Origin of the sequence: Oceanobacillus piezotolerans, from assembly GCF_003665065.1 — a bacterium.
Taxonomy (GTDB): Bacteria; Bacillota; Bacilli; order Bacillales; family Amphibacillaceae; genus Oceanobacillus; species Oceanobacillus piezotolerans.
This window is the reverse complement of record NZ_RCHR01000011.1, coordinates 18049-42882: the sequence shown is the minus strand read 5'-3', so window position 1 is coordinate 42882 and position 24834 is coordinate 18049. Positions and strand designations below refer to the sequence as shown.

Here is a 24834-nt window from a genome sequence, read left to right as displayed (position 1 = left end):
TGAATAAAATTGCTTTCCACTTTAGGAGAGTAAAAGCTTAGGCTTGATATTATAATTTTAAGAAATCTACTTCTATTTCATTTTTCCGTGGTTCACGTTTAAACAGATATTCACCATTGCGAATGGAGGCGAGTACTTCTGCACGCTCACGAATTGCTTCATAAGCATCTTTTGCATCTAAAACGATAAAGTTAGCTGGTTTCCCTGCTTCAATGCCATACTCATCGTTCACTCTCATAATATTTGCACCGTGGTAAGTAATCAAATCAAACGCCTTATTGATTTCATCAATGTGAGTATAATGAGCTAAATGGATTCCGTTGTCTAAAATGTTCATCATATTTCCATTCCCTAATGGATACCAATAATCCGCAATGGAATCTTGGGCAAAGGCAACGTTATTTCCGTTATTTAGTAACTCTTTCACTCGTGTTAAACCACGACGTTTAGGATAACTGTCGCCACGACCTTGCAGGTGTGCATTTTCTGTTGGACAGGAAATAAAGTTGATTTTAGATTCTCTAAATAAACCTAACATTTTATTTGCATAACTGTTTTCCACGGAACCAAAGCTGCATGTATGGCTTGCTGTAGTATATTCACCATATTCCTTTTCCATAACAAGTGCATTTAACACTTCTAAGAAACGACTATTCGGATCATCGTTTTCATCGCAGTGAATATCAATCATCACATTATATTTTATCGCCATATCTACAATACGTCTTAATGACTCTACACCATGTTCATACGAAATTTCGAAGTGAGGAATTCCTCCGGCTACGTCAGCCCCCATTTCAAGTGCTTCTTCCATTAAACGTTCGGCACCCTTATATCTAAAGAATCCTTCCTGGGGAAATGCTACAAGCTGTAGTGTAACGATATCCTTCAATTCCTCACGCAGTTTAATTAAGGCTTTCATTCCGGTCAAGTTCGGATCGGTAATATCTACATGGGTACGAATGAATTGGACCCCCTTACTTAATTCTTTTTGGATCCCTTTAATTGCACGCTCACGTACGATTTCTTCTGTTAGCGATTTCTTATTGTCACTCCAGCGCTGTATCCCTTCAAATAATGTACCTGAAACATTTGCATTTCCTTCTCCTAACCCAGAAAAGATATAATCTAAGTGTAAATGGGGGTCAACATAAGGAGGTAATACTAAACGGCCTTGTAAATCAATTACTTCATCAGCATCTCCTAAATCATTCCCAATTGCTTTAAATTGATCGTTCTCTACTATAATCTCGTGAGATTCTGGATTCCCATATATTGTCGCGTTAATAAATTTTTTCATATATACATGACTCCTTTACTTTGTTAGAATTCACGCTTTGACTGTCAAGTCCATGTAAATAGCATCAATATTAGGTGTGACATATTACTATTATAACAATTGCATCGAAAATTTACTAAAAAATACAAATGGTCCATATGTATTGAACATTTGCATAGGGCTTATGAATTTTCGAAAATGCTCTCCACCTATAATTTCACTAAAATTATTGAATTAATCAAAAAATAGATTATAATAAGTATAAATTGCAATTAGAACAATATTATTATAAGTTAAACAAATCAGAAATCATTTAGAAGCTACGAGTGAAGAGGGGCAGAGACATGGAATCCATACTAAATGCATTAAAAAGTAAACTAGCAGATGAGCAAGTTACGACCAATCAAACGGTAAGAGAATTACATAGCAGGGATGAAACCTACCACGAGACAAGTCTTCCAGATATCGTTGTTTTCCCTAAATCCACAGAGGATGTAAGTCATATTATGAAGGTTGCTCAGGAGTTTAAGACTCCAGTAACGCCGTTTGGAGTGGGGTCAAGCTTAGAAGGGCATGTCATTCCATATCAGAATGGGATGACGGTTGATTTCTCATTAATGAATAAGATTATTGAAATAAAGGAAAACGACCTGCTTGTTACCGTTCAGCCTGGTGTGACTAGAGAGCAGCTTAATAAAGAGCTCAAAAAGTATGGTTTATTTTTCCCAGTTGATCCTGGTGCCAATGCAACGCTTGGAGGAATGGCAGCAACCAATGCCAGCGGAACGACATCGGTCAAATATGGGGTGATGCGCGATCAGGTTCGAGATATGGAAGTGGTTCTTGCTAATGGAAGTGTCATTCATACGGGAAGCTTAGCAGCAAAATCTGCTTCGGGTTATCACTTAAATGGATTATTCGTTGGCTCTGAGGGTACTCTTGGCTGCTTTACAGAGTTAACCTTACAAGTATATGGCATTCCCGAGCATATTGTTGCTGCTCGTGCAACGTTCCCAACTTTCACCCAAGCAATTGATGCGGTTACTGCTATTTTAAATGCTGGTATACCGATTGCCCGGGTTGAATTTGTAGATGAGGCTACGGTTATCCAAATTAATAAATTCAGTGAAACAAATTATCCGATAGAACCAACACTTTTCTTAGAATTCCATGGAAACCAAGCTGGTCTTCAGGCAGATGTTGATTTCACAAAAGAGATCATGAAGGATCATGATTGTCAGGAATTTATCTTTGAAACAGATACGAAAGCCAGAAATCATTTATGGGACGCACGCCACAATGTAGCTTATGCCTATATTCATGGCCATGTTGGCAAGAAGATGATGCTGACAGATGTAGCCGTACCTATTTCTGAGTTAGCAAATGCAATCATTTATGCTAGGGCGGAATTAGATAAATTAGGAGTTCCAGGTGGCCTTCTCGGTCATGTTGGTGATGGTAACTTTCATGGACTAATTATGATTGATATGACAAATACAGAAGAAGTACAAAAAGCAAAAGAGTTTAATGAAAAAGTGGTCCTCTATGCATTAGAACGTGGTGGAACATGTACCGGTGAGCATGGTGTAGGTGTTGGGAAAAAACAATATCAGCAGCTGGAGCACGGGGCAGCACTGCAGATAATGAAGCAAATTAAAAAAGCGCTTGACCCAAATAACATCTTAAATCCAAATAAAATTGTAGATATGGAATAGGAGACTAACATATGAAAACCTTAGAAAAGTTAAGTGTTCTTGCCGGAAAATATTTTGCGCTTTTAGTTATTCTTGCTGCGGTTATTGCCTTTCTAGTTCCTTCCGCTTTTATAGTTTTTGGCGGCTATATTACCATATTATTAGGTATTGTTATGTTTGGTATGGGGCTAACTTTAAAGCCAGTTGATTTTAAATTGGTATTTACAAACCCCTTACCAGCAATCGTTGGTATATGTGCACAATATACGATCATGCCGCTTGTAGCATTTGGCCTTGCCTATTTACTACGACTCCCACCAGAGCTTGCAGCTGGACTGGTTTTACTAGGATGTGTTCCGGGTGGGACAGCATCCAACGTAATGGTTTACTTAGCTAAGGGAAATGTTGCTTTATCTGTTGCAATGACTTCTCTATCAACAATGCTGGCACCGATCATGACACCTTTATTACTTTATTTACTTGCGGGACAGTGGTTGCCGGTTGATCCGCTAGCCATGTTTATGTCGATTATTCAAGTAATCATATTTCCGATTATTCTAGGATTTATCATACAGAAACTCTTCCCCGCTGCAGTTGAAAAGGGAGTAACGGTTGTTCCGTTGATATCTGTAGTTGCTATTCTTATTATTGTATCTGCCGTAACTGCTGCGAATGCTGGGAATGTTGTAACAGCTGGGTTCCTTGTATTTATCGCTGTTTTCTTGCATAACGGATTTGGTTTATTGCTTGGCTACTTAGCTGCGTTGATGATGGGACTAACTGAAAATGACCGTAGAGCGATTTCCATAGAGGTTGGCATGCAAAACTCTGGCTTAGGTGTTGCTTTGGCAACGGCCCATTTCAGCCCGCTCGCAGCCCTTCCAAGTGTATGGGGAGCGATTTGGCATAATATCTCTGGCCCAATATTAGCTACGTTTTGGGCAAACAAGGCTGTTCCAACTACGTCAAATAAGGTAGAAAAGAAAGTTATTAATGAGTAGCCATATTTTTCAAAGTATGTAAATCAAGATAGATAAGTGGAGCATTCTCCTATGTACTTATGGAGAATGCTCTTTTATTTACAAGTTTTCTATTTACTGAAAAATACTAGATAAAATTATCCAGAATATTACAAAATTTAATTAAAAATAGTTAGGTGGTCTGATTGTTTCCTAGTCTATAGCTTGATAAGCTTTGTACAACAGGAATTCTTTTAAAGTCAACTAGAGCCTCTTATGAAATGAAGGTTTATCTAATACCTAAAGGAGGAGAAAGTATTGACTGAAAGAAAAAAAGTTTGGTTTGAAGAGACTGGAAGGAAATTTGACCCCGGCCTAGTGGAACAATTATGGAAAAATCGTAAGAACGACTTCAATGAAAGTAGTATCAATCAAATCCCCGTCATTGTATATTTGAAAAAGAGCTGTGAAAAAGAAAAGAAAATCGACCTTCTAAAAGCTTGTAATGTAGATTCCCACAATAAACTGGAACAAAAAATTCCCATCGTTAATGGTGTAAAAGGACATTTAACACCTGGAATGCTAAAAGAAATCAAAGACCACGAAGCTGTCGATCGTATCTTCTATGATAGAAAGGTGACGGCTTTTTTAGATGTTTCCTGCGAGCAAATCGGTGCGCGAAAGGTTCATCAAACGCTTGATGTAACTGGCAAGGGAGTCACGATTGCCGTCATCGATACAGGAGTTCACCCACATGAAGACTTCACGGCAACATCCAATCGCATCGTTGCGTTTCATGATTTTATTAATGGAAGAACAGAGCCCTATGATGATAACGGACATGGCACCCATTGTGCTGGAGATGCTGCAGGAAGTGGGCATCTGTCAGATGGTCAGTATATGGGGACGGCCCCAGATGCTTCCATTATCGGATTAAAGGTGCTGGACGAGAATGGAAGCGGCAGATTATCCACCATTATTGAAAGTATCGAATGGTGCTTGAATCACAAAGCGGAGTATAACATTGGGATTATTTCCCTTTCCCTTGGTGCTCCTGCTGTGGAATCGTTTAGAGATGATCCATTATCAGTGGCTGTCCAAGAAGCATGGCATCAAGGCATTGTTGTTTGTGCTGCAGCAGGTAATAGCGGACCTTCTCCATCTACGATTAGCACACCAGCTATTAATCCATTTATTATTACTGTCGGGTCTACTGATGACAAAAACACGCTAGATCGTACAGATGATGCTATTGCAGACTATTCAAGCAGAGGACCAAGCCTCGATAAATTTGTAAAACCAGATATATATGCACCTGGTACCAATATTATTGCGCCATTGGCACCAGGGTCAGCACTCGAATCCCAATTGCCAGAACAAATTGTTGACGGGAATTATGTCCAGCTTTCTGGTACATCCATGGCAACGCCGATTTGTGCAGGTGTCGTTGCTCTTATGTTGGAAGTAAATCCTGACCTCAGTCCAAATGATGTGAAAAGTATTTTAAAGGCCAGTTCTGAGCCTACGCTAAATGAAGTGTGGGGGAATATTCACGCAGAAAGCGCTGTGATGATGGCAAAGGATTATTTGCGGAAAGCAGAGCCTGAGTTAGTGCAGGAAGGTTAAGGGAACGTACTAGTATAAACAGCAAAAGAGGGTAATCATACTCTCTTTTGCTTTTTTTTTAATCTCTTTGTAGCTATGGAATGAAGTTCCCTATTTAGAATAACGGTTTGAACATGATAAGTTAAGTCCGTTGCTGATGATTTTTATATGATATAATCTTTCAGGGTAATAAATAATTATAAAAAAGGAAATAGGAACATGAAGTATTTTAATTCTTATTTTGTTATGGTCCCTGCCATTATTATAGGAACCATTGCAATGGTATCTTTTGGTGTGTCACCAGCTATTTGGGTACAGAACATACTCATCTGGATAATAGGGACGGTTGTGGGCTCTATATATCTAAAGCGAAAGAAAGAAAATGTAGATAGAGGAAATTTGGCTCTTTCCATTGTTCTCATAGCTTTATTGGTATTGCCATTTGGGTTTGCTGGCATAGATGGTGTTCATCGATGGGTCACATTAGGACCTATTAGTATCTACATAGCAAGTATCATTTTGCCTTTCATTTTGATTCAATATTGGACATTAGTGTTAAACAATCGTAAACAGTATGCTATAGGACTAACCTTTCTCATCCTAATCATATTATTATTACAGCCAGATGCAGGTCAATTAACTGCATTTGCATGTGCTGCTTTCATAATGATGTGGAAGACGATTCGTCATTGGACGATGAAAGCTTTAAGCTTTATATTCATGACAGCATTGGTGATTGTATCATGGGTTTTTCTCGATGATTTAGCACCGGTTCCATATGTAGAAGAGATCATCTTTTTAGTTGCAGACTTAGGAAATGTCTGGCTCCTATTAGGCATTTTATCTCTAGTCTTATTAATCATTCCATTCTTCTCTTACGGTAAAATGAATCCCATTTCTTTATCATTAGGAGTTTATTTTCTACTGACGATGGTTGTCACTTTCTTAGGTGATTTTCCTATGCCGATCATGGGATATGGGATATCACCTATTATTGGTTACTTCATTGCAATCACTTGGCTTAAAAAGAATAGTGAAACTATCTAATAGAGACTATAATTATTTTGAGCAAAAAGGAGCTTTTCTTTAAGATGGCGCCTTTTCTACAATGATGGCCAACATGAAATGCATCGCGGTGGGTTAACAAGGTGCTTAGAGTAATAGATGGAATTTGTGATTTTTTCACTTAAACTAATGAGTATAGATTCTTGAATAAGAAAAAATCTAAAATATAAAATATGATTTTAAATTTGAAAGGAAAAGACTATGGGAAAAGATAACGTTAAATTTCAAAATGTTGACGAATACATTAGGCAGTTTCCTGTAGAGGTTCAGAACACACTTCAGGAATTAAGATTAGTTATCAAAGAGGTAGCACCAGAAGCGAAGGAAACAATAAGCTACGGAATGCCAGCATATTCACTACATGGGTCTTTAGTATATTTTGGCGCATGGAAGAATCATATAGGATTCTATCCAACTCCGAGTGGAATAAATGCGTTTAAAGAAGAAGTGTCACAGTATAAAGGAACCAAAAGTTCCATACATTTACCTTTTACAAAGCCACTGCCAAAAGAACTTATTAGCAAGATAGTAAAATTCAGAGTTGTAGAGAATAAGAAGAAAGCACAGGATAAGGTTAAATAAATTCTGATGCGTTGAACGGTACATCCATGGCAACGAATTGCTCTAATATAAATCCCGACCTCAGTCCAAATGATGTGAAAATGTATTTTAAAGGCAAGTTCTTAGGCTATGCTAAATAACATTTGGGGGAATATTAATGCAGAAAGTGCTGTAGAAATGGCGAGGAGTTATTTATAAAAGGCAGAGCCAGGGTTGATACAAGTTAGCTAAAAGGGTGTACTAGTATAACAGTAAAAGTGAGTGTTGATGCTCGCTTTTGCTGTTTTTTTTAAACTCCTTTGTATTAAATAAAGTTTCATAATCTATAATATAGATTTGCTCATTATAGAGGAAGTCTGACAATTAATAAAAGGTATAAAAACCAAGTATAAAATTCAATTATGAATGGACTTAGCTAAACAAATAGTTAGGTGTTAAGCTAAATTATTAAGGAATTTTAAAAAGTGGTTACTAACGGATATACCCAATAAATGGTAATTTAAGGAAGAAGACTGGAATCCCTTTTAAAGAAAAAAAGAAACCATCAAAGCTGAACGACATCAACGTATTAAGAAAGAGCATTAATTAACCTTATTAATTCGGTGCGTCTTTGGAGAGTAGATTTTTTTATTATCTGTTACTATGGCTTGTATTTGGGGTACAACTTAAGATAAGGAAAAAAAGAATATTCACTTTTGATCTACTAGGATAAATAAATTTTCGGAGGTGAAATCCTTACATATTAGTGTAAGGAATAGTTTGGATATATTTAATTTAACCATGGTTGCTATTTTAATTTTAATATCGTCGTTTTTCGTTGCAGCAGAGTTCGCAATTGTAAGAATGAGGAGGTCTAAGGTTGATCAATTAGTAGCACAGGGTAAACCCGGGGCAAGAGCAGTTGATAAAGTAATCAGTGACTTAGATGGATATTTGGCCGCTTGTCAATTAGGTATAACAGTTACATCACTCGGTATTGGATGGCTTGGGGAGCCAGCTGTTGCACATCTTATCGAGCCAGTTTTTGCTTCACTCGGGCTTTCAGAGGTGATTATATCTACGCTATCTTTTATCGTCGGATTTGGTATTATTACATTCTTGCATGTGGTAATTGGCGAACTGGCACCGAAATCGTTTTCCATCCAAAAGACAGAAGCTGTCAGCCTTTTGGTATCTCCAGTATTAATTATATTTAATAAGATTATGTATCCGTTCATTTGGGCTTTAAATGGAGCTTCACGTTTTTTAGTTGGTTTGTTTGGGTTGCCTCCTGCAACGGAAAGTGGAGAAGTCTACTCAGAGGAGGAAGTTCGCTCTATTTTATCTACTAGCTACAAAAGCGGTGAAATTAGCTCAACTGAAATTGGGTATTTAAATAATGTTTTCGATTTTGATGAACGAGTCGCAAAGGAAGTTATGGTGCCAAGAACAGAAATTGTCTGTATATATAACGATAATACGTACGAAGAAAATGTAGACATCTTAAAAAAGGAGAAATATACAAGATACCCTGTTGCGGAGGAAGATAAGGATCGAATCATCGGGGTTATAAACACGAAAGAGTTGTTTCACGACTTTCTTAATGAAAGTCAGAAAGAAGATTATAAAGAATATATAAAACCAATCGTTCACGTTGCCGAAAGTATACCAGTTAATGAAGTATTAAAAAAAATGCAAAAAGAACATAGTTATATGGCGATTGTTGTGGATGAGTACGGTGGAACTGCTGGACTTCTTACGGTTGAAGATATTATTGAGGAAATATTTGGGGATATTCATGACGAACTTGATATAGATGAGAAGCCAATGTTTCAACGGACAAATAAAGACACCTTTTTACTAAATGGTAAGCTACTCATTAAAGATACAAATGAATTACTTGGTACGGAAATTGACGATGAAGAACTCGATACAATTGGTGGTTGGGCTTTCAACCAGCAAGCTGAGGTACAGGTGGGAACGACTATTGAATATGATAACTATCTGTTTACAGTTAAAAAAGTAAACGGTTATCAAATAAAATTAATCGAAGCAAAACAATTAGATAAAAAAGATAATCTACTGTCTAAGGAAGATTAAGTAACCAAAGGGGTAGTATGTTACATGAATTTTTACTAATATATATTGTGTGTAAATTACTAAAACTAAGGGGTGCAAGAGTCCAACAAGGTGATCATACAATTTGATTGCTTTTTATTTCTGGAAAAATTCAGAAACAGTTTGGAATATTGTGGTATTATTTTTAGGTAAAGAGATATCGAACTAATGGGGCAGGTTAATGGATAAAAAATTTATGAAAAATAGGGGAGATTTGTTTGGGACTTTTGGAAATGCAATATGATTTAATCAACAAGACAAAAAGAGGTTTACCAATGATTATTATAGGGGTGCTTTTTTGGTTTATTATCGGATTATTAAGTTTTTTTGAGATGCACATTAAATTGCATGGGTTATTAGTATTTATCGGAATATCAATTATATTTCCGCTTGGAATGCTTCTGTCAAAAATGATGAAAATTGATATGGTTGTAAAAGATAACCCGTTATCAGCTCTTCCAGGAATGCTTGGTTGTATGCAACTGTTTTTCACTCCCCTCTTAATGGTAATCTTTGTTGATGAACCACAAATGCTACCGTTTTATGTGGGGATTTTAACAGGAGCACACTTTTTCCCGTTTGCCTGGGTTTATAAGAGTAAAGCCTATATCTTTCAGACAGTAGCAATTATTGCCATTGCCACAGTTTTTGGCTTCGTGCTAACGGATCACTTATTTACTATTTTTCCTTTTGTAATGTCGGGCGTTTATTTCGTAACATGCGTTTGGTTAACGAAAGAGAATGCAATAAAGTCAAAAAGGAATGAGGATACTAAATTAGCCTAGTGCTTTAATACATTTAGAATTTCGTTTATATAAAAGGGTTATTTAAATAAAGTCATAAGAATAGCAAGAATATGCATATAGGGTGGGAGATTAAAATGAGAACATCTTTAGAATTATTCCGAATAATAATTATTTTTATGGTACTTGGTGCATTAGGGTGGGGAGTTATAGGAAATGTTTATACAATCAATGAAACAACTGAATCTTATTCTTGGCTAAGTGGAATTGCCATATTCATTCTTCTTTTTGTTTTGTATAGGAATAAGTTGCAATTCTCAGGATGGTATAAAGGAAAAGGGAAAGCTAAACTTCCAAAGTCTGTTACAGGGACACTTATTTTAAGTTCTATATTATTAATCATCTTGCCATTTGCAATAAGTTCCTTGTTAAGTTAAAGGTTGCCATTTCAAAAGAAGGATATGCACTCTCTCTTTGAATATATGTAACTGGTTTAATCACTTAGACAAGATAAGTGTGGAAATAGGAGTTGGTTTTTTGGATAAGAAAAAAGTAGGGAATATGATAGGTGTCATACCTATGTTAACCGTAATCATAAATATCATATTTTTCTATATCGAAAGAGGGCCAAATGCCGACATTTACTTTATTATTATCGTCTTTACCATTCTGTCAGTACTTGGCGTTTTGTTTGCCATACTCTCTTGGAAAATGTCCAAACGCCTTATTTTTTTAATTGTAGGATTAATAGGGAATGGATTCGTTTTAGTTGTCGCTTATCTCTTACTTCTTGCAATGGGAATTAGTGAACCCTAAAAATTTTATTAATTGTTACTAAACTAAAGGTTCGTTAATTCAGTAACAATATTTTGCATAGAAGTTATTGTACTAGCGGGACAGGTTAGCATTTGTGAAAAAACAGAGGGAGTTGAAAATCGTCCTTTGAATAATGACTCATATGTCCGATATTTTGAAGGGATGACAACGTGAAAATTAGATTAAACAAGGAAACAGAAGTAAATAAATTAGTAGAAATCTGGTACGAAGGTTCCTTAATAGCACACAACTTTATTGATAGGGATTATTGGAAGTCACAACAAAAGGAGATGGAAGAAAAGTATCTTCCAATTTCTGAAAACTATGTTATAAGTAATAACAATGATATTGTGGGATTCGTATCCATGGTAGATAATTATTTGGCTGCATTATTCCTTGATATTAAGCACCAAGGTGAAGGATACGGAAAGGAATTGTTAAATTTTATAAAAAGAAGAAGGAAAAATATACAATTAAAGGTATATAAGAAAAATAATAAAGCCGTTAACTTTTATTTGGAAAATGGTTTTGTAATAAAAAAAGAATCATTAGATGAACAGACCGCCGAGGAAGAGTTTTTAATGGGATGGGAAAAGGATTAATGGTCGTTTGAATGTACAGATTAGTTTTAATTATGCTGCTGTTTGTCTGGTTTGAGTTCGGTATTGTAACGGGCTTAAACCAGACAATTTTACTTTAATTCTTTATTGTAGTAAAAAATGTATTTCTCAATCTTTATCTTGGTATGAAGCGCCCGTTTGTTTCATATCGCATAAAAAAGCATACAAACATCTCTAGATGGTTAACTTACTAAGGATTAGGTCTAAATTAGACTTTATCTTAACTACTTTGACCAAATTTTAATGTTATTGCTGCTGAAGCTTTGACAATTCTTACCAAGTAAAATACTTTTCAAACATTTTAAAGGAGGTAGCGGAATGCCTATAAATGTAAGAGATACTATTACAATTGTGGATGAAAACGGAATAGAAAAGGAATATTTTATAGAAGCATTATTTGAAGCAGATGGTAAAGATTATGCACTGATACGAAAAGACGATGAATCACTTTTGATGAAGATTGAAGAAGAAAATGATGAACAGTATTTAGTGGGCGTGGATAATGCGTCAGTAAGCCAATCTTTATTGGATGCATACCAAATTGCAGTAGAAGCAAATCCGGCAGACTAAAGCCGCCTCTGAGTGTGAAATGTGGGGCATAAATTTCATTCTTGTAAACGTTATAGAGGATTTCTGAAGGTAGTATATCCTTTAGCAATAATAGTTAAATGAAGGCTTCTCCTTAAAACCAGTAGCCCTTAAATATAGGTGTTATAACAAGTAGTATGACGAGGATGGATGATAACGATTTAAAGAGGGCCATATATTTTTATAAGTAAGGAAGGCTGTCTATTTGACAGTCTTTTTCTAATCTTTATTAGAAAAGACGAGTTGTTAAACTCCACTTTTCAGACCAAATAACTTCCTAGCTAATCCTAGAATAACTGTTCTATTTATTTATTTGGTATTACGTCTTCCGAATCAACCATTTATCCAACTGTGGTTTTGTATGAAATTTAAAATTTAGAATACAACAGAAAAAAGTGGTTTCCATTCAATTAACCAGTAATATTTAGTGCTTAGGTAAATAACTAGTAAAACATAGCATGAGGAAACGCACTTACTGTACTTATATTACTGTTCTTCTTTCGATTCTATAAAAGCATCGACTGATTCATCCAAAAGTCTTTCCCGATTTGGGTCCTCATTGACATCTGTATCCACTTCAAATACTTGTTTAAGTATGCCGTATGGATTATTTTCTTTATTTAATTGATTAACTTGATTTTTATGTGGGATTGCATGGCGATTATTTTTTTGATTTGGCATATAATCTCCTTCTTATAACAGTTATTTTATAATTTAGTATGAACAGTTAATCTAAAATAAATGAATCTCTTAGAAAATGATTATTTTTGGTACAATTTGTTAAGTAGTTCGATACATCGATCTTTCTTCGAGCCAAATAGCTTTTCTCTAAGTCCATTAAATATGCCAAAAATCCCTGCGCTATTTAGATCATTAGTGCTGGTTTTTGGCATTTTAATGAATAACATTTTATTTTTGGAAACAATCCACTACCTAAAAGGCAACTGTTTTAAGGTTGTAGACTGTCAATTTTTTACGTTACCACATTGTGAAAATATCCCTCATTTTCCAAGAATCTCTGTTTCAATCGCTTCAACATGCTCTTCTTTTAGCTTTTGATTTGGTTGAGGATGAAACCAATGGATATCTCCTTCGTGAACAAACCCTTTGAACTCGTGTCCCTGCACTTTAAGAGTGACTTGTCGGCGTTCGTGTGGTCTGTCTTCAAACGCTTGTTCCATCTCAATGTCATGAATCGTATTGGAAATACCATGTTGTCCCAACAGTTCGCGGATTTTATTTTCGATTTTAGCTTCTTTTTCCTCATTTAGTATTTGTCTTGGATATGGATGCATCCACTTAATCTCACCCTCGTGAAAATGACCTTTAAACTCATTTTCATCAACAGTAAAAGAGAATTCATGTCTCTCATGTACTGGGTGGTCACTAAGTATTTGCCCAAATTCAAAATTCATAATTTCCAGTTTCTCTTCATTTTCTTTCGTCATTTTCTTTCCTCCTTAGTGAATTGCATATTAAGAGGATGTCCAAAATCTTAGAAAAAATGACTAATGAATCATTTTGTCTGCCAGATAAAAATTATAAATAAAGTTAATTCTTTTACAAAGTAATTTTTACCTTTGTTTGGCTTTTTTTTACTAGTAGAGGGACGGTGTATAAAGATCTCCAATAAACCCGCATCCAAAGGAAGCGGGTTTATTGGATTTATAGGTTCTTTAGAACTTTTCTAGCCCCTAGGAAAAGCCATGTACTAAGAACGAAAGGCATAGTCAAAGCAGGAAGTCCATATGGCAGAAGCCAAGTAGTTACACTGGCTGTGAGTGGGACTGTCAAACAACTTGCGATAATACCGGAAAATAAAGCAAAGCGGTTTTGAGCCGTTTTAAAAACAATAGACACAGCTAAAATGGCCAAAATAGCATTATATCCATAAAGTCCCAGATTAATCGGATAAGATCCTCCTCCAAGGAAATACGATGTCAACATGGCGATTGCATTTCCAAATACAGCATAAAGGCCGAGTTTCCATCCAGCCAAAAAGACCGCAATAAAAAGCAGAATCCCTGATAGGGTGCTGTGAATGAAGAAAATCTGTCCAATTCCATTAAATGGAACTTCTGACCAATTAATAATTCCAGTTATATCCAATTCTGAACGAGATAGATCCTGAGGGACCAGATCTGAAGATATGTGAAAAACATTCAGATGGTAGGAAGTGAGCAATGTGAACCATGTCAGGATGATAAAAGGAAAAGTAAGCACAGGGATTTCCGAGTCTTTCATCACATGCAAAATGGCAGCTGTTAGAAATGCAGCCATTGCTGCCGCAACAAGGGCAATGATCCAATGATATGGCCCTGTTAGGAATAAGTTCAGCGCCATTCCCGTCAACACGGAATTGTAACCGAACAGCCCCCGTTTAATAATTTGTTCCTCAGCGCCTCCTATCTTTGCGGCTATAGTGCCAACTAAGGATGATAAAAGAGCGATGATTCCTAAAGAATAAGAAAAGGTTGTTATGGCAACGAGTATGATAAGCCCAGAAAGAGCATTTTCAATAAGCATGACTTGGGAAATGCCCTTTAGAACTGTTGTCAGGAAGGAGAATAATCTTCTTTGGTTCGATGGCTTGTTATTGGTGTAATACAAAATAAACCTCCTTTCGAATTTTCTATTATTTACAACTGAGTGGCGATGGTTACTTTCTCGTTAGCATACCTTCTTATCAAGTAGATAATACAATTAACTTTTATATCTTGGAATGTATGTTATTTGTATTGTGGCTCCTTCCAGTCGGCAAAATACGATGAAATTTAAATATTAATTTACTTAAAAACAAATTTTTTAGGAGAAAGCATTTGTTTGAATGGGGACTGTTCGTGATTTGGAAATCTTAGGAAAATCACTTGTTTAAATTAGGGAAAAACGGGACAACATACTAAGGTTTAAAGCAAAATAAAGTCGATTATGTGATCAAGGAGGGATTTCATGCAATTATCACCACGTGAGATAGACAAGCTCGTAATTGTTGTTGCTGCTGATCTCGCTAGAAGGAGAAGAGAAAGAGGATTGAAATTGAATTATCCAGAAGCCGTTGCGCTTTTAACCTATGAAGTGCTAGAGGGTGCGCGGGATGGGAAAACGGTCGCAGAATTGATGGAATACGGAACAACTATATTGACAAGTGAAGATGTAATGGATGGAGTTCCGGAAATTCTCGATGACATTCAAGTGGAAGCCACATTTCCTGATGGGACGAAACTTGTGACCGTACATAGTCCAATTAAATAAAAAAAGACAGGAGGCTATTTCAATGCAACCAGGACAATTATTTTTGAAAGAAGAAGATATCATTTGTAATGTTGGAAGGGCAGCTTCCAAATTAACGGTGATAAATACAGGAGACCGTCCTGTTCAAGTAGGGTCACATTTCCACTTTTATGAAGTCAATGAAGCCCTTCAATTTGATAGAAATCAAGCACTCGGTAAAAGGCTGAATATCCCTGCGGGGGCAGCAGTACGTTTTGAACCCGGGGATGAAAAGGAAGTCGAACTGGTTGATTATGCAGGAGAACGCCGTGTCTATGGATTCAATAATAAAGTAGATGGCTCAGTAGAAAAGGGGGCTAGTAAATGAGTTTCAAAATGACAAGAAAACAATATGCTCAAATGTACGGGCCGACAACAGGAGATTCTATTCGTCTAGCAGACACAAATTTGATCATTCAAGTTGAGAAGGACCATACTACATATGGTGATGAAGTGGTATTTGGCGGTGGGAAGGTAATCCGTGACGGAATGGGGCAACACCCATTAGTAACGCGAGGAGATGGGATTGCAGACGTAGTCATTACCAATGCTGTCATTTTGGACTATACAGGTATTTATAAAGCGGACATCGGCATTCGTGACGGCAAAATTGCCGGAATCGGAAAAGCCGGAAACCCGTTGATCATGGATAACGTAGATATTGTAATTGGAGCTAGTACGGAAATTATAGCTGGTGAAGGAATGATTGTAACAGCTGGGGGAATTGACACGCACGTTCATTTTATTAATCCTACACAGATTAGAACAGCCTTAACTGCTGGTCTTACAACGCTAATTGGCGGAGGAACAGGCCCGGCTGCGGGTTCAAAAGCGACAACAGTTACTCCCGGTGAATGGCATATGCACCGAATGCTTGAAGCATCGGAAGGGATGCCAATAAATGTCGGATTTACAGTTAAAGGACAAGCGGCTGCCGAAGAGCCATTAGCAGAACAAGTGCGCGCTGGTGCTATCGGTTTAAAAGTTCATGAAGACTGGGGAGCAACGCCATCTGCTCTTGACCACGCATTAAGAGTCGCTGATAAATATGATGTACAGGTGGCACTCCATGCAGATACGTTGAATGAAGCTGGATTTATGGAAAATACAATGGCAGCAATTAAAGACCGTGTCCTCCATATGTACCATACAGAAGGAGCAGGGGGAGGACATGCACCGGATTTAATTAAATCAGCCAGTTATATGAATATTCTTCCGTCTTCAACAAACCCGACCCTGCCTTACACAGTGAATACAGTGGATGAGCATTTAGATATGCTGATGGTATGTCATCACTTAAACCCATCTATTCCAGAGGATCTTGCCTTTGCCGATTCGCGTATTAGACGTGAAACAATTGCAGCGGAGGATATACTCCAAGATATGGGTGTATTCAGCATGACTAGCTCAGATGCACAGGCGATGGGGCGAATTGGTGAAGTTATTTTACGGACGTGGCAAGTGGCCGACAAAATGAAAAAGCAAAGAGGAACAATGGAAGGCGACAGCGAGCTTGCTGATAATAATCGAGCGAAGCGTTATGTGGCCAAATATACGATTAACCCTGCCATCACGCATGGAATTTCCGAGTATGTCGGATCCATCGAAGTCGGGAAAATTGCCGATCTTGTAGTTTGGAATCCGGCTTTCTTCGGGGTGAAACCGGAGATGGTTCTGAAAAATGGATTTGCTGTAGAAAGCTTGATGGGCGATGCAAATGCATCTATCCCGACTCCACAGCCAGTGATTTATCGTCCGATGTATGCCCAAGTAGGAAAAGCTTTACCTAAATCATCGATTACGTTTATCTCTCAAGCCGCGTTTGATGAGAAAGTGCATGAGAAGCTTGGACTGCAAAAAATGATACTTCCAGTTGGCGGTATCCGGAAACTGACAAAGAAAGATATGAAGCTGAATTCGGAAACTCCTGAAATCACCGTTGATCCGCAAACCTATGAAGTAAAAGTGAACGGCGAGTTAATTACCTGTGATCCTGTTGATCAGGTGCCAATGGGACAACGATATTTCCTATTCTGAGGTGAAGGTATTGATAGTTGAACAAATCATAACAAATATTGAAAATATGGGGAAAGAAGAGATTGAAAAACGCCATATTGAAAAAGTTTACCTTGAAAGTGCTCATTTGATGAAACGGATTCAAAGGGTGAAAACAGATCATGGCAAGGAAATTGGAATTCGATTAAAAGAATCCCGTGATCTTGTCGCTGGTGATGTTTTATATATGGATGAAAATAATATTATTATGATCGATGTACTGTCCGATGATTTGATCGTGATTCAACCACGCAACATAAATGAAATGGGGACGATTGCCCACCAGTTGGGCAATCGTCATTTACCCGCTCAATTTGAGGGGGATGAAATGCTTGTTCAGTATGATTATCTTGTAGAGGAATTATTACAAGAGCTTCAGATTCCTTATAAACGTGAAGAGCGGAAAGTGAATAAGGCCTTTCGCCATATCGGGCACAGCCATGGATAGAAATACGCTTTCATTATTACAGCTATGCGATTCCAACTTTCCGACAGGGGCGTTTAGTCATTCGTATGGGCTGGAGACTTATATTCAAGCAGATAAAGTTCATGACCAAGAATCATTATTACATTGGTTGCGTGTGTATGTAACTGAGCAGCTCGTGTATTCAGATGGACTTGCCTGCCGTCTTGTATACGAAGCACTGGAAAAGGAAGATTATCAAAAGGTATGGAAGTTAGACCGGATGCTGACCATGCAGAATCTGCCACGGGAAACGAGAGATGGCACCCAAATGGTGGGAGACCGAATGTTAAAACTCGTAAAAAATCTTTACGAAATACCGGTTCTATTTGAGTATAGCGAGCGCATCAGACAAAACCGATCTTTTGGACATCCATCGGTTGTATTTACAATTGTGGGCCATCATCTTGGTGTGTCCGTATCTACCGTTATTTTGTATTATTTATATTCGTCTGTTTTGAGCCTTGTACAAAATGCAGTTCGGGCCATACCATTGGGACAGACAGCAGGACAGAAAATCATCCAGGGGTTTCAAGAAGTTTTAACAGAGGCCACTGCCAAGGTAATGGCAATGGATGAAGAAGACTTTGGCATTGTCTCTCCCGGCCTGGAACTATCACAAATGCAGCATGAACGTGTGAATGTTCGTATTTTCATGTCTTAAAGTTTATGAATCACTGAAAGGAAGTGTATTAATGGAACCTATTAAAATTGGTGTTGGGGGGCCTGTAGGAGCAGGAAAAACCGCGTTAGTAGAAAAGTTAACTCGCCATATGCAAGATGATATTAGCATGGCGGCTATAACAAACGACATCTATACGAAAGAAGATGCAAAGTTCCTGATGAAGAACGGTGTGCTTTCGGAGGACCGCATCATTGGTGTAGAAACAGGCGGGTGTCCTCATACGGCCATACGGGAGGATACTTCCATGAACTCCGCAGCAATTGAAGAATTAATTAAGAGACATCCTGATGTAGAGCTTATTTTTGTAGAAAGTGGAGGAGATAATTTAGCTGCGACATTCAGTCCAGAACTCGTTGACTTTTCCATCTATATTATTGATGTTGCCCAGGGAGAAAAAATCCCCCGTAAAGGTGGACAAGGGATGATTAAGTCTGACCTGTTTATTATCAATAAAACAGATTTGGCCCCTTTAGTCGGAGCAAATCTAGATATTATGGCATCCGATACAAAGGTGTTCCGCGGCGATAAACCATTTTTCTTCACTAATTTAAAAACCAATGAAGGCCTTGACCAGGTCATTGATTGGCTCAAGAAGAATGCTCTTTTAAAAGGGTTGGTATAAAAATGCAAGACTGGACCGGAGTTCTGCATTTAGATACTGAAGAAAGAAATGGAAGGACCGTTGCTAAGAGGGTATATTTCCAAGGGGCATTTAAAGTGATGCGTCCCATCTATCATGATGAATCAGGTCAAGTCTGCTATTATATTTTAAATCCAGGCGGTGGCTATTTAGATGGGGACCGTTATCAAATGAAGATTTCGTTGGAGAAGCAAGCAAGGCTAATCTTAACAACACAGTCGGCAACGAAAATATATAAGACACCTAATCGACATGCCTACCAGGAAACGGAAATTATACTTAAGGAAGGCAGCTGCCTTGAGTATATCCCCGATCCACTGATTGGTTATCGTGATGCAAAGTATAAACAAAAAAATATAATACATATGGAGAAAGGAGCCAATCTTCTTTACGCGGATATTATTACTCCAGGATGGTCTCCTGACGGGGATAAGTTTAGTTATAATAGTCTACAGTTAATCAATGAAATTTATATGGAAAACGAATTGGTGGTATATGACCATATTAAGCTTAATCCAGCTTTACAGAATATGGGGGAGCTTGGCTTGATGGAAGGATATTCCCATTTAGGGTCCATGATTGTGATTAACGAAAAATCAAATCAAGATTTTCTTGATATGTTATACCAGGATGTCGATACCCACACGGAGGAATGTAAAGTGGGGTTGTCATCTTTGCCAATCCAGGGATTCACCGTTCGGGTGTTGGCAAATAACACACAAACGATAGAAAAAATATTTTCCAATTTTCATCATATAATTAGTCAGGAATGGTTTAACAAAACCCCGAGCTTTCTAAGAAAATATTAATGTTCAAAGTGGCTGGGACATAACTAAATGTTTTAATCAAAAAGACGAACGAAGCACCAAGTTAGTGGAGGAAATATACGTAGACTCCTGCGGGAAAAGCAACAAGCGAAGACCCCGCAGGAAGTGCAAAGGAACAAAGGCTAAGAACGCCCCGTCCTGTGGCAACGCCTTTGTGACCAACATCCTGTTGGCCCGAGGCTGAGACGTTGCCCGCGGAAAGCGAAGTATATTTCCGGAACGGTATTTCTCCACTAAGCATCGTTCGGATTTTTCTTTTGATAAAACACTTTTGTCCCAGCCTCTTTAATAAATCAATAAAACAAATGAACAGGGGAGAAATGTGATGGAACTTACTTTTCTTCGTTTAATCCAACATCCTATCGCAAGCCAAACTAAAAAGCTCTTTTTAAGGGTTACCGAATGGAACGTATTCCATCAATATCCTGGTTCGCGATGAAAATGGCAAGGATTATTATACCGAGACAGGATACTACTGGACAGTAAAATAACTAGATAATAAAGCGATCAGCAAGTGCCTGTTAAATAAGGTTTGCTGATCGTTTTTCTTTATTATTTGTGCAGATATTTTCAACTAAATATTAATAAATTGTATGTAAAAAAGCATCGAAGTTTCTTTAGAAATTCTATTAATACACTATTGGTTAAGAACTGTATGATAGAAACGAACGTTTTACTTAGAACCTGTTATTTCTCTGGTTTTAAATAAGAGAAGATTTCCGCAGTAGTACCTACAGATGCACCACGGATAAAATGCTTTAAGATTTTGTGTTTAACCAGTCAGCATTACTCCTGCAATTTCCACTTCATCAAACTGTTTATTTTTATTCCCATTAGCATCATTCAAGTGCATCAATATGTATTTATTATGTGATTTTTATCACCAATATATTGACAGTCGATATATTGTGGTATAAATTATGAGTATCGATATATCGACTATCAATATATTAAGGTAGGTGTCTTCTATAAATCCATTATCAGAATCTACATATTTGATATTATTAGCTCTTTCTAAAGAACCACTACATGGTTATGGCATTATAAAAGAAATTGAAAATACGAGTGAAGGAAAGTATATTATTGCACCAGGGACTCTTTACGGAGTATTAAAAAATTTAGAGAAGCAAGGGTTGATAAAAACAATAGCAGTTGAAAAGGAACATCGTAAAAAGAAAACCTATTGTATTACGGAACAAGGAAAAGATGTACTCCATTGGGAATATGAAAGATATATCCGGATGATTAATCTTTCAAAAAAAATCATTCAGCGGGGGATTGAAAATGGCGAGAAAGAATAAGGTAAAAAAGGTGATAAAACAGTTTTCTGATTTTTCTAAGGAAGAACAATGGTTGCAAAGTATGTTAGACGAAGGTTGGATACTTAAAAGTTATGATTCAGAGGATGTGGATGACTGTCAGTATGTTTTCGAACCTGTAAAAAGTGAGAATCAAAAAAATATAATTTACAAAATTGATTTTCGTGACTTAAATAAAAAGGGAGAGTTTGAAGAGTATAGAAGTATTTTTGAGGATGCTGGTTGGACTTTACTTTCAAAAAATAGTTGGTATTCTAAGCATATTTTCTATACAACCTCTACTAATCCTCAAAGAGATATTTTTTCTGATCAGGAATCATATAGAGAACGAGAGCGACGAAGGATGTCTTCTTCCCTTATAAATATAATCATAAGTATTTTAATGTTCGCTGTTTTAATAGTCCTTTATATAATTTACGATAGATCTGCTTTTCTTGGAGTAGGGATAATGACATTGTTTTTCAGTATAAAATGCATGATAGATTACTACCGCCATAGAAAAGTCTATAAGTCTTTCCTGACAAGAGAAGTCGAATAGAAGTTAATTAGGTACCGGTTGCATTAGTGAAAGATGAACCAACTGTTATGGTCGGTAAATCACCAGGATAACTTTGTTTTTTATTAACTTGCATTCAGAGAGGAAAAGAATCACCCCTCTGAATGTAATCTTTATCATCTATTCCAGAGCTTGTATTAAATCTTCTTTCAAATCTTCAACATTCTCAATTCCAACAGATACTCGTAATAAATTAGGTGGAGCCATCGTGTCACTACCTTCAACGGAAGCACGATGTTCGATTAAGCTGTGTGTACCACCTAAGCTTGTAGCACGGGTGAACAAACGGAGCTTTGCTGTAACAGCCATCGCCTCACGCTCTCCACCTTTCACCTGAAATGACAACATCCCACCGAAAGAACTCATCTGCCGTGCTGCAATCACATACCCGGGATGATGAGCTAGACCTGGGTAATGAACGGCTTCTACATTTGGGTGGTGATTTAAAAAATCTGCAATTTCTGCTGCATTGGAACAATGGACCCTCATCCGAGGTGCCAGTGATTGCACTCCGCGCAGGGCAAGCCAGCAGTCGAAAGGGGAAGGAACAGCACCTTTGGAATGTTGCCAAGCACGCAGATTGGCGAGCATTGGACTATCTGATTTTGCAACTACAGCGCCAATCATTAAGTCACTATGGCCTCCGATATATTTCGTCACAGAATGAAGCGAAAAATCAACACCAAGTGTCAGGGGACGCTGCAAAGCTGGAGTTGGCCATGTATTATCCACTACCGTGTAAGCTCCTGCCTCCTGGGCTATCTTGGAAACAGCTTCAATATCCGTTACCTTCACAAGTGGATTAGACGGCGTCTCCATCCAAACTAAACCAGTTGGTGCATGTTGAATTGCATTCTCAACCTCTTGAAGATCTGTCATGTCGACCATTACCATGTCAAACTTTGAACCAATATCGGTTTCAGAAATAAGGGAACGAATACCGAAATACATATCATCCGGCATAATAACCCGACGTGGTTTATCGGAAGGCAGCGCTTCGATTACGGACGTAATTGCAGCCATTCCTGATGCGAAGGTGACACAATCATGACCATCCTCAAGCGATGTAAGGCACTCCTCCAGAGCACGGCGATTCGGATTATCTCCTCGACTATATAAAAAATCATCTGTATAAGATCCATCTATATTACGTTCGTATGTCGTAGAGAGATGGATTGGCGTAGTTACAGCACCAGTTGATCTATCAACTTTGCGCCCAGAGTGAATAGCTTTTGTTTCAAATCGCATAAAAATTCCCCTCGCTTTCAATGATCGTGTGCTTATAATTAAAATTCTATAATTCTATTGAATATATTGTAGCATCACGGTCTGTTTAATTGAATGTTTTAAAATATTTTACTCTCTTAAAATGGTAAACTCTGGAAAATAGTATTACGGTTCATTAATCACCTGAATGTGGATTCTATCTTGCTGTTTACCTTTCCTTTTTCTTCTTTATTTCTTCGTGAATAATATAAAACATATAATAATAAAAACCAAACAGGTGTTAGCAATAAGGCAGGCCGTGTTTCATCTGAAATAAGCATCATAACAAGAACAACAGCAAACATCGCTAGGACCACATAATTAATAAAAGGTGTCAGTGGTGCTTTAAATTTAGATTTTGCATGTAATTCAGGGCGTGTTTTCTTATATTTTAAATGAGAAACCAGAATGACACTCCATACCCAAATGAAACAAATGGCACTTATCGATGTCACGATTCCAAAAGCCTGTTCCGGTAAGAGTTTACTCAAAAGAGCCCCTGCTGATACGACAAGTGTGGATATCCATAACCCGTTGGCTGGCACATGATTTTTGTTCAGTTTTGAAAAACTGGAAGGTGCCTGATTATTGGTGCTTAAGTTATATAGCATCCTGCTTGTTGAAAACATCCCGCTATTGCCAGCAGAAGCAGCTGCGGTTAATACGACAAAGTTAATCAACCCTGCAGCAATTGGGATTCCGACTAAACTAAACGTTTTAACAAAAGGGCTTTCTCCTGGATCCAGTTCTGTCCATGGATTAATAGACAGAAGAACAATTAGTGCCCCCACGTAGAAAAACAGAATTCTTAAAGGGATTTTATTAATAGCAGATGGTATATTTTTTTCTGGGCTGGAGGTTTCTGCTGCAGATACACCAACCAATTCCATCCCCACAAAGGCAAATACAACTAATTGCAATGACAGCAGGAAACCTGAAATGCCGTTTGGAAATATACCACCATGTTCCCAAAGATTATTAACTGTAACAGTTCCTGTATTTGTTTCGAACCCGATTACTAACAAAACGACTCCCATGGCAATGAGACCAAGAATGGTCAAGATTTTAATCAAAGCAAACCAAAACTCTAATTCTCCAAATAGCTTTACAGTTAATAGATTAAGTCCTAATAAAATAATTAAACAGATGATGGCAGGTACCCATTGCGGGATTTCAAACCAATATTGGACATAGACACCAACAGCAATAATGTCTGCCATGGCAGTCACAATCCAACAAAACCAGTAAGTCCAGCCCGTTACAAAGGCTGCTCGTGGGCCAAGATAATCTTGGGCAATGTCTGTAAATGATCGATAACCGGCTTTGGACAGCAGCAGTTCTCCTAGTGCCCTCATCACAAAAAACAGGGCAATCCCCACGAGTAAATAAGCAAGAATAATTGATGGACCTGCCAATTGTATCGCTTTACCTGACCCCAAGAATAGTCCAGTACCAATGGTGCCTCCTATTGCAATTAGTTGAACATGCCGATTTGCTAAATCTCTCTTTAGCTCTTGTTGCGTCAAACCTAACTCCTCCTAATCATAAACAGCTTAGAAAACGAGGGCAAATGCCTTAGCCTTTGGAGAATGCCTTCGTTGCACTTATGCAGATAAGATTTTTTAACTGCCAACAAAAAAAGAGATTGGATGGTCTCCAATCTCTTAGATAAAAGAATAAGAATAACTTTGTTATGACAATGACAAAAAAATCATCAATTTAAAAA

General features: G+C 37.5%; 26 protein-coding genes. 20 read left to right on the top strand and 6 right to left on the bottom strand.

What is annotated here, in order from left to right:
- Nucleotides 1-49 precede the first annotated feature (49 nt).
- A complete protein-coding gene (locus tag D8M04_RS18820; protein WP_121524955.1) occupies nt 50-1300 on the bottom strand; it encodes an amidohydrolase family protein in 1251 nt (416 codons plus the stop codon).
- Between the two features lie 323 nt (nt 1301-1623).
- On the opposite strand from D8M04_RS18820, the gene D8M04_RS18815 reads away from it, so the two are divergent.
- From D8M04_RS18815 to D8M04_RS18765, 11 genes are all read left to right on the top strand, one after another.
- On the top strand, nt 1624-2994 hold the full coding sequence (locus D8M04_RS18815; protein ID WP_121524954.1) for an FAD-binding oxidoreductase: 1371 nt from the start codon (nt 1624-1626) through the stop codon (nt 2992-2994).
- Between the two features lie 11 nt (nt 2995-3005).
- On the top strand, nt 3006-3974 hold the full coding sequence (locus D8M04_RS18810) for a bile acid:sodium symporter family protein (protein ID WP_121524953.1): 969 nt from the start codon (nt 3006-3008) through the stop codon (nt 3972-3974).
- Nucleotides 3975-4250: 276 nt separating this feature from the next.
- Complete coding sequence (locus tag D8M04_RS18805; protein WP_121524952.1) at nt 4251-5558, top strand: S8 family peptidase; 1308 nt, start codon at nt 4251-4253, stop codon at nt 5556-5558.
- Between the two features lie 198 nt (nt 5559-5756).
- On the top strand, nt 5757-6584 hold the full coding sequence (locus tag D8M04_RS18800) for a hypothetical protein (RefSeq protein ID WP_121524951.1): 828 nt from the start codon (nt 5757-5759) through the stop codon (nt 6582-6584).
- A 219-nt stretch (nt 6585-6803) separates the two neighbouring features.
- Complete coding sequence (locus D8M04_RS18795) at nt 6804-7184, top strand: iron chaperone (protein ID WP_121524950.1); 381 nt, start codon at nt 6804-6806, stop codon at nt 7182-7184.
- A gap of 738 nt (nt 7185-7922) precedes the next feature.
- Nucleotides 7923-9242 carry a hemolysin family protein gene (locus tag D8M04_RS18790; RefSeq protein ID WP_121524949.1) on the top strand — a complete coding sequence of 440 codons (1320 nt, stop codon included), beginning with the start codon at nt 7923-7925 and terminating at the stop codon, nt 9240-9242.
- A 236-nt stretch (nt 9243-9478) separates the two neighbouring features.
- Nucleotides 9479-10045, top strand: coding sequence for a DUF7010 family protein (locus D8M04_RS18785; RefSeq protein WP_121524948.1), 567 nt, complete (start codon nt 9479-9481; stop codon nt 10043-10045).
- A gap of 95 nt (nt 10046-10140) precedes the next feature.
- Complete coding sequence (locus D8M04_RS18780; RefSeq protein WP_121524947.1) at nt 10141-10440, top strand: hypothetical protein; 300 nt, start codon at nt 10141-10143, stop codon at nt 10438-10440.
- 100 nt (nt 10441-10540) lie between these two features.
- Nucleotides 10541-10819: a hypothetical protein gene (locus D8M04_RS18775; protein WP_425464039.1), complete on the top strand. Its 279-nt coding sequence runs from the start codon at nt 10541-10543 to the stop codon at nt 10817-10819.
- A 170-nt stretch (nt 10820-10989) separates the two neighbouring features.
- On the top strand, nt 10990-11421 hold the full coding sequence (locus tag D8M04_RS18770) for a GNAT family N-acetyltransferase (RefSeq protein ID WP_121524946.1): 432 nt from the start codon (nt 10990-10992) through the stop codon (nt 11419-11421).
- 336 nt (nt 11422-11757) lie between these two features.
- Nucleotides 11758-12009, top strand: a complete 252-nt coding sequence (locus D8M04_RS18765) for a DUF1292 domain-containing protein (protein WP_121524945.1) — start codon at nt 11758-11760, stop codon at nt 12007-12009.
- Nucleotides 12010-12513: 504 nt separating this feature from the next.
- On the opposite strand, the gene D8M04_RS18760 is transcribed toward D8M04_RS18765, so the two are convergent.
- The 3 genes from D8M04_RS18760 to D8M04_RS18750 form a co-directional block, all read right to left on the bottom strand.
- Nucleotides 12514-12708, bottom strand: a complete 195-nt coding sequence (locus D8M04_RS18760) for a hypothetical protein (RefSeq protein ID WP_121524944.1) — start codon at nt 12706-12708, stop codon at nt 12514-12516.
- Nucleotides 12709-13028: 320 nt separating this feature from the next.
- Nucleotides 13029-13475, bottom strand: a complete 447-nt coding sequence (locus D8M04_RS18755) for a hypothetical protein (RefSeq protein WP_121524943.1) — start codon at nt 13473-13475, stop codon at nt 13029-13031.
- Nucleotides 13476-13692: 217 nt separating this feature from the next.
- A complete protein-coding gene (locus tag D8M04_RS18750) occupies nt 13693-14637 on the bottom strand; it encodes an urea transporter (protein WP_246001345.1) in 945 nt (314 codons plus the stop codon).
- A 339-nt stretch (nt 14638-14976) separates the two neighbouring features.
- On the opposite strand from D8M04_RS18750, the gene D8M04_RS18745 reads away from it, so the two are divergent.
- The 9 genes from D8M04_RS18745 to D8M04_RS18705 all read left to right on the top strand — a co-directional run bounded on the left by D8M04_RS18745 (nt 14977) and on the right by D8M04_RS18705 (nt 21824).
- Nucleotides 14977-15279: an urease subunit gamma gene (locus D8M04_RS18745; protein WP_121524942.1), complete on the top strand. Its 303-nt coding sequence runs from the start codon at nt 14977-14979 to the stop codon at nt 15277-15279.
- Nucleotides 15280-15301: 22 nt separating this feature from the next.
- Nucleotides 15302-15625: an urease subunit beta gene (ureB, locus tag D8M04_RS18740; RefSeq protein ID WP_121524941.1), complete on the top strand. Its 324-nt coding sequence runs from the start codon at nt 15302-15304 to the stop codon at nt 15623-15625.
- Nucleotides 15622-17334 (top strand): urease subunit alpha, encoded by a 1713-nt coding sequence (gene ureC / locus D8M04_RS18735; RefSeq protein ID WP_121524940.1) that lies wholly within the window; start codon nt 15622-15624, stop codon nt 17332-17334. The genes ureB and ureC overlap by 4 nt, the downstream gene beginning before the upstream one ends.
- A gap of 10 nt (nt 17335-17344) precedes the next feature.
- On the top strand, nt 17345-17800 hold the full coding sequence (gene ureE, locus D8M04_RS18730) for an urease accessory protein UreE (protein WP_121524939.1): 456 nt from the start codon (nt 17345-17347) through the stop codon (nt 17798-17800).
- The gene (locus D8M04_RS18725) at nt 17793-18479 is read left to right on the top strand and encodes an urease accessory protein UreF (protein ID WP_121524938.1); all 687 of its coding nucleotides are present in this window, start codon (nt 17793-17795) and stop codon (nt 18477-18479) included. Before ureE ends, D8M04_RS18725 begins: the two co-directional genes overlap by 8 nt.
- 31 nt (nt 18480-18510) lie before the next feature.
- On the top strand, nt 18511-19122 hold the full coding sequence (gene ureG / locus D8M04_RS18720; RefSeq protein WP_121524937.1) for an urease accessory protein UreG: 612 nt from the start codon (nt 18511-18513) through the stop codon (nt 19120-19122).
- Nucleotides 19123-19124: 2 nt separating this feature from the next.
- Nucleotides 19125-19949 carry an urease accessory protein UreD gene (locus tag D8M04_RS18715; RefSeq protein WP_121524936.1) on the top strand — a complete coding sequence of 275 codons (825 nt, stop codon included), beginning with the start codon at nt 19125-19127 and terminating at the stop codon, nt 19947-19949.
- Between the two features lie 1013 nt (nt 19950-20962).
- Complete coding sequence (locus tag D8M04_RS18710; RefSeq protein WP_222928602.1) at nt 20963-21268, top strand: PadR family transcriptional regulator; 306 nt, start codon at nt 20963-20965, stop codon at nt 21266-21268.
- Complete coding sequence (locus D8M04_RS18705) at nt 21252-21824, top strand: DUF2812 domain-containing protein (protein ID WP_121524934.1); 573 nt, start codon at nt 21252-21254, stop codon at nt 21822-21824. Before D8M04_RS18710 ends, D8M04_RS18705 begins: the two co-directional genes overlap by 17 nt.
- Nucleotides 21825-21962: 138 nt before the next feature.
- Here D8M04_RS18705 and D8M04_RS18700 read toward each other — a convergent pair whose 3' ends face one another.
- Nucleotides 21963-23090: a trans-sulfuration enzyme family protein gene (locus D8M04_RS18700; protein ID WP_121524933.1), complete on the bottom strand. Its 1128-nt coding sequence runs from the start codon at nt 23088-23090 to the stop codon at nt 21963-21965.
- A gap of 158 nt (nt 23091-23248) precedes the next feature.
- Nucleotides 23249-24634, bottom strand: coding sequence for an amino acid permease (locus tag D8M04_RS18695; RefSeq protein ID WP_121524932.1), 1386 nt, complete (start codon nt 24632-24634; stop codon nt 23249-23251).
- Nucleotides 24635-24834: the final 200 nt, after the last annotated feature.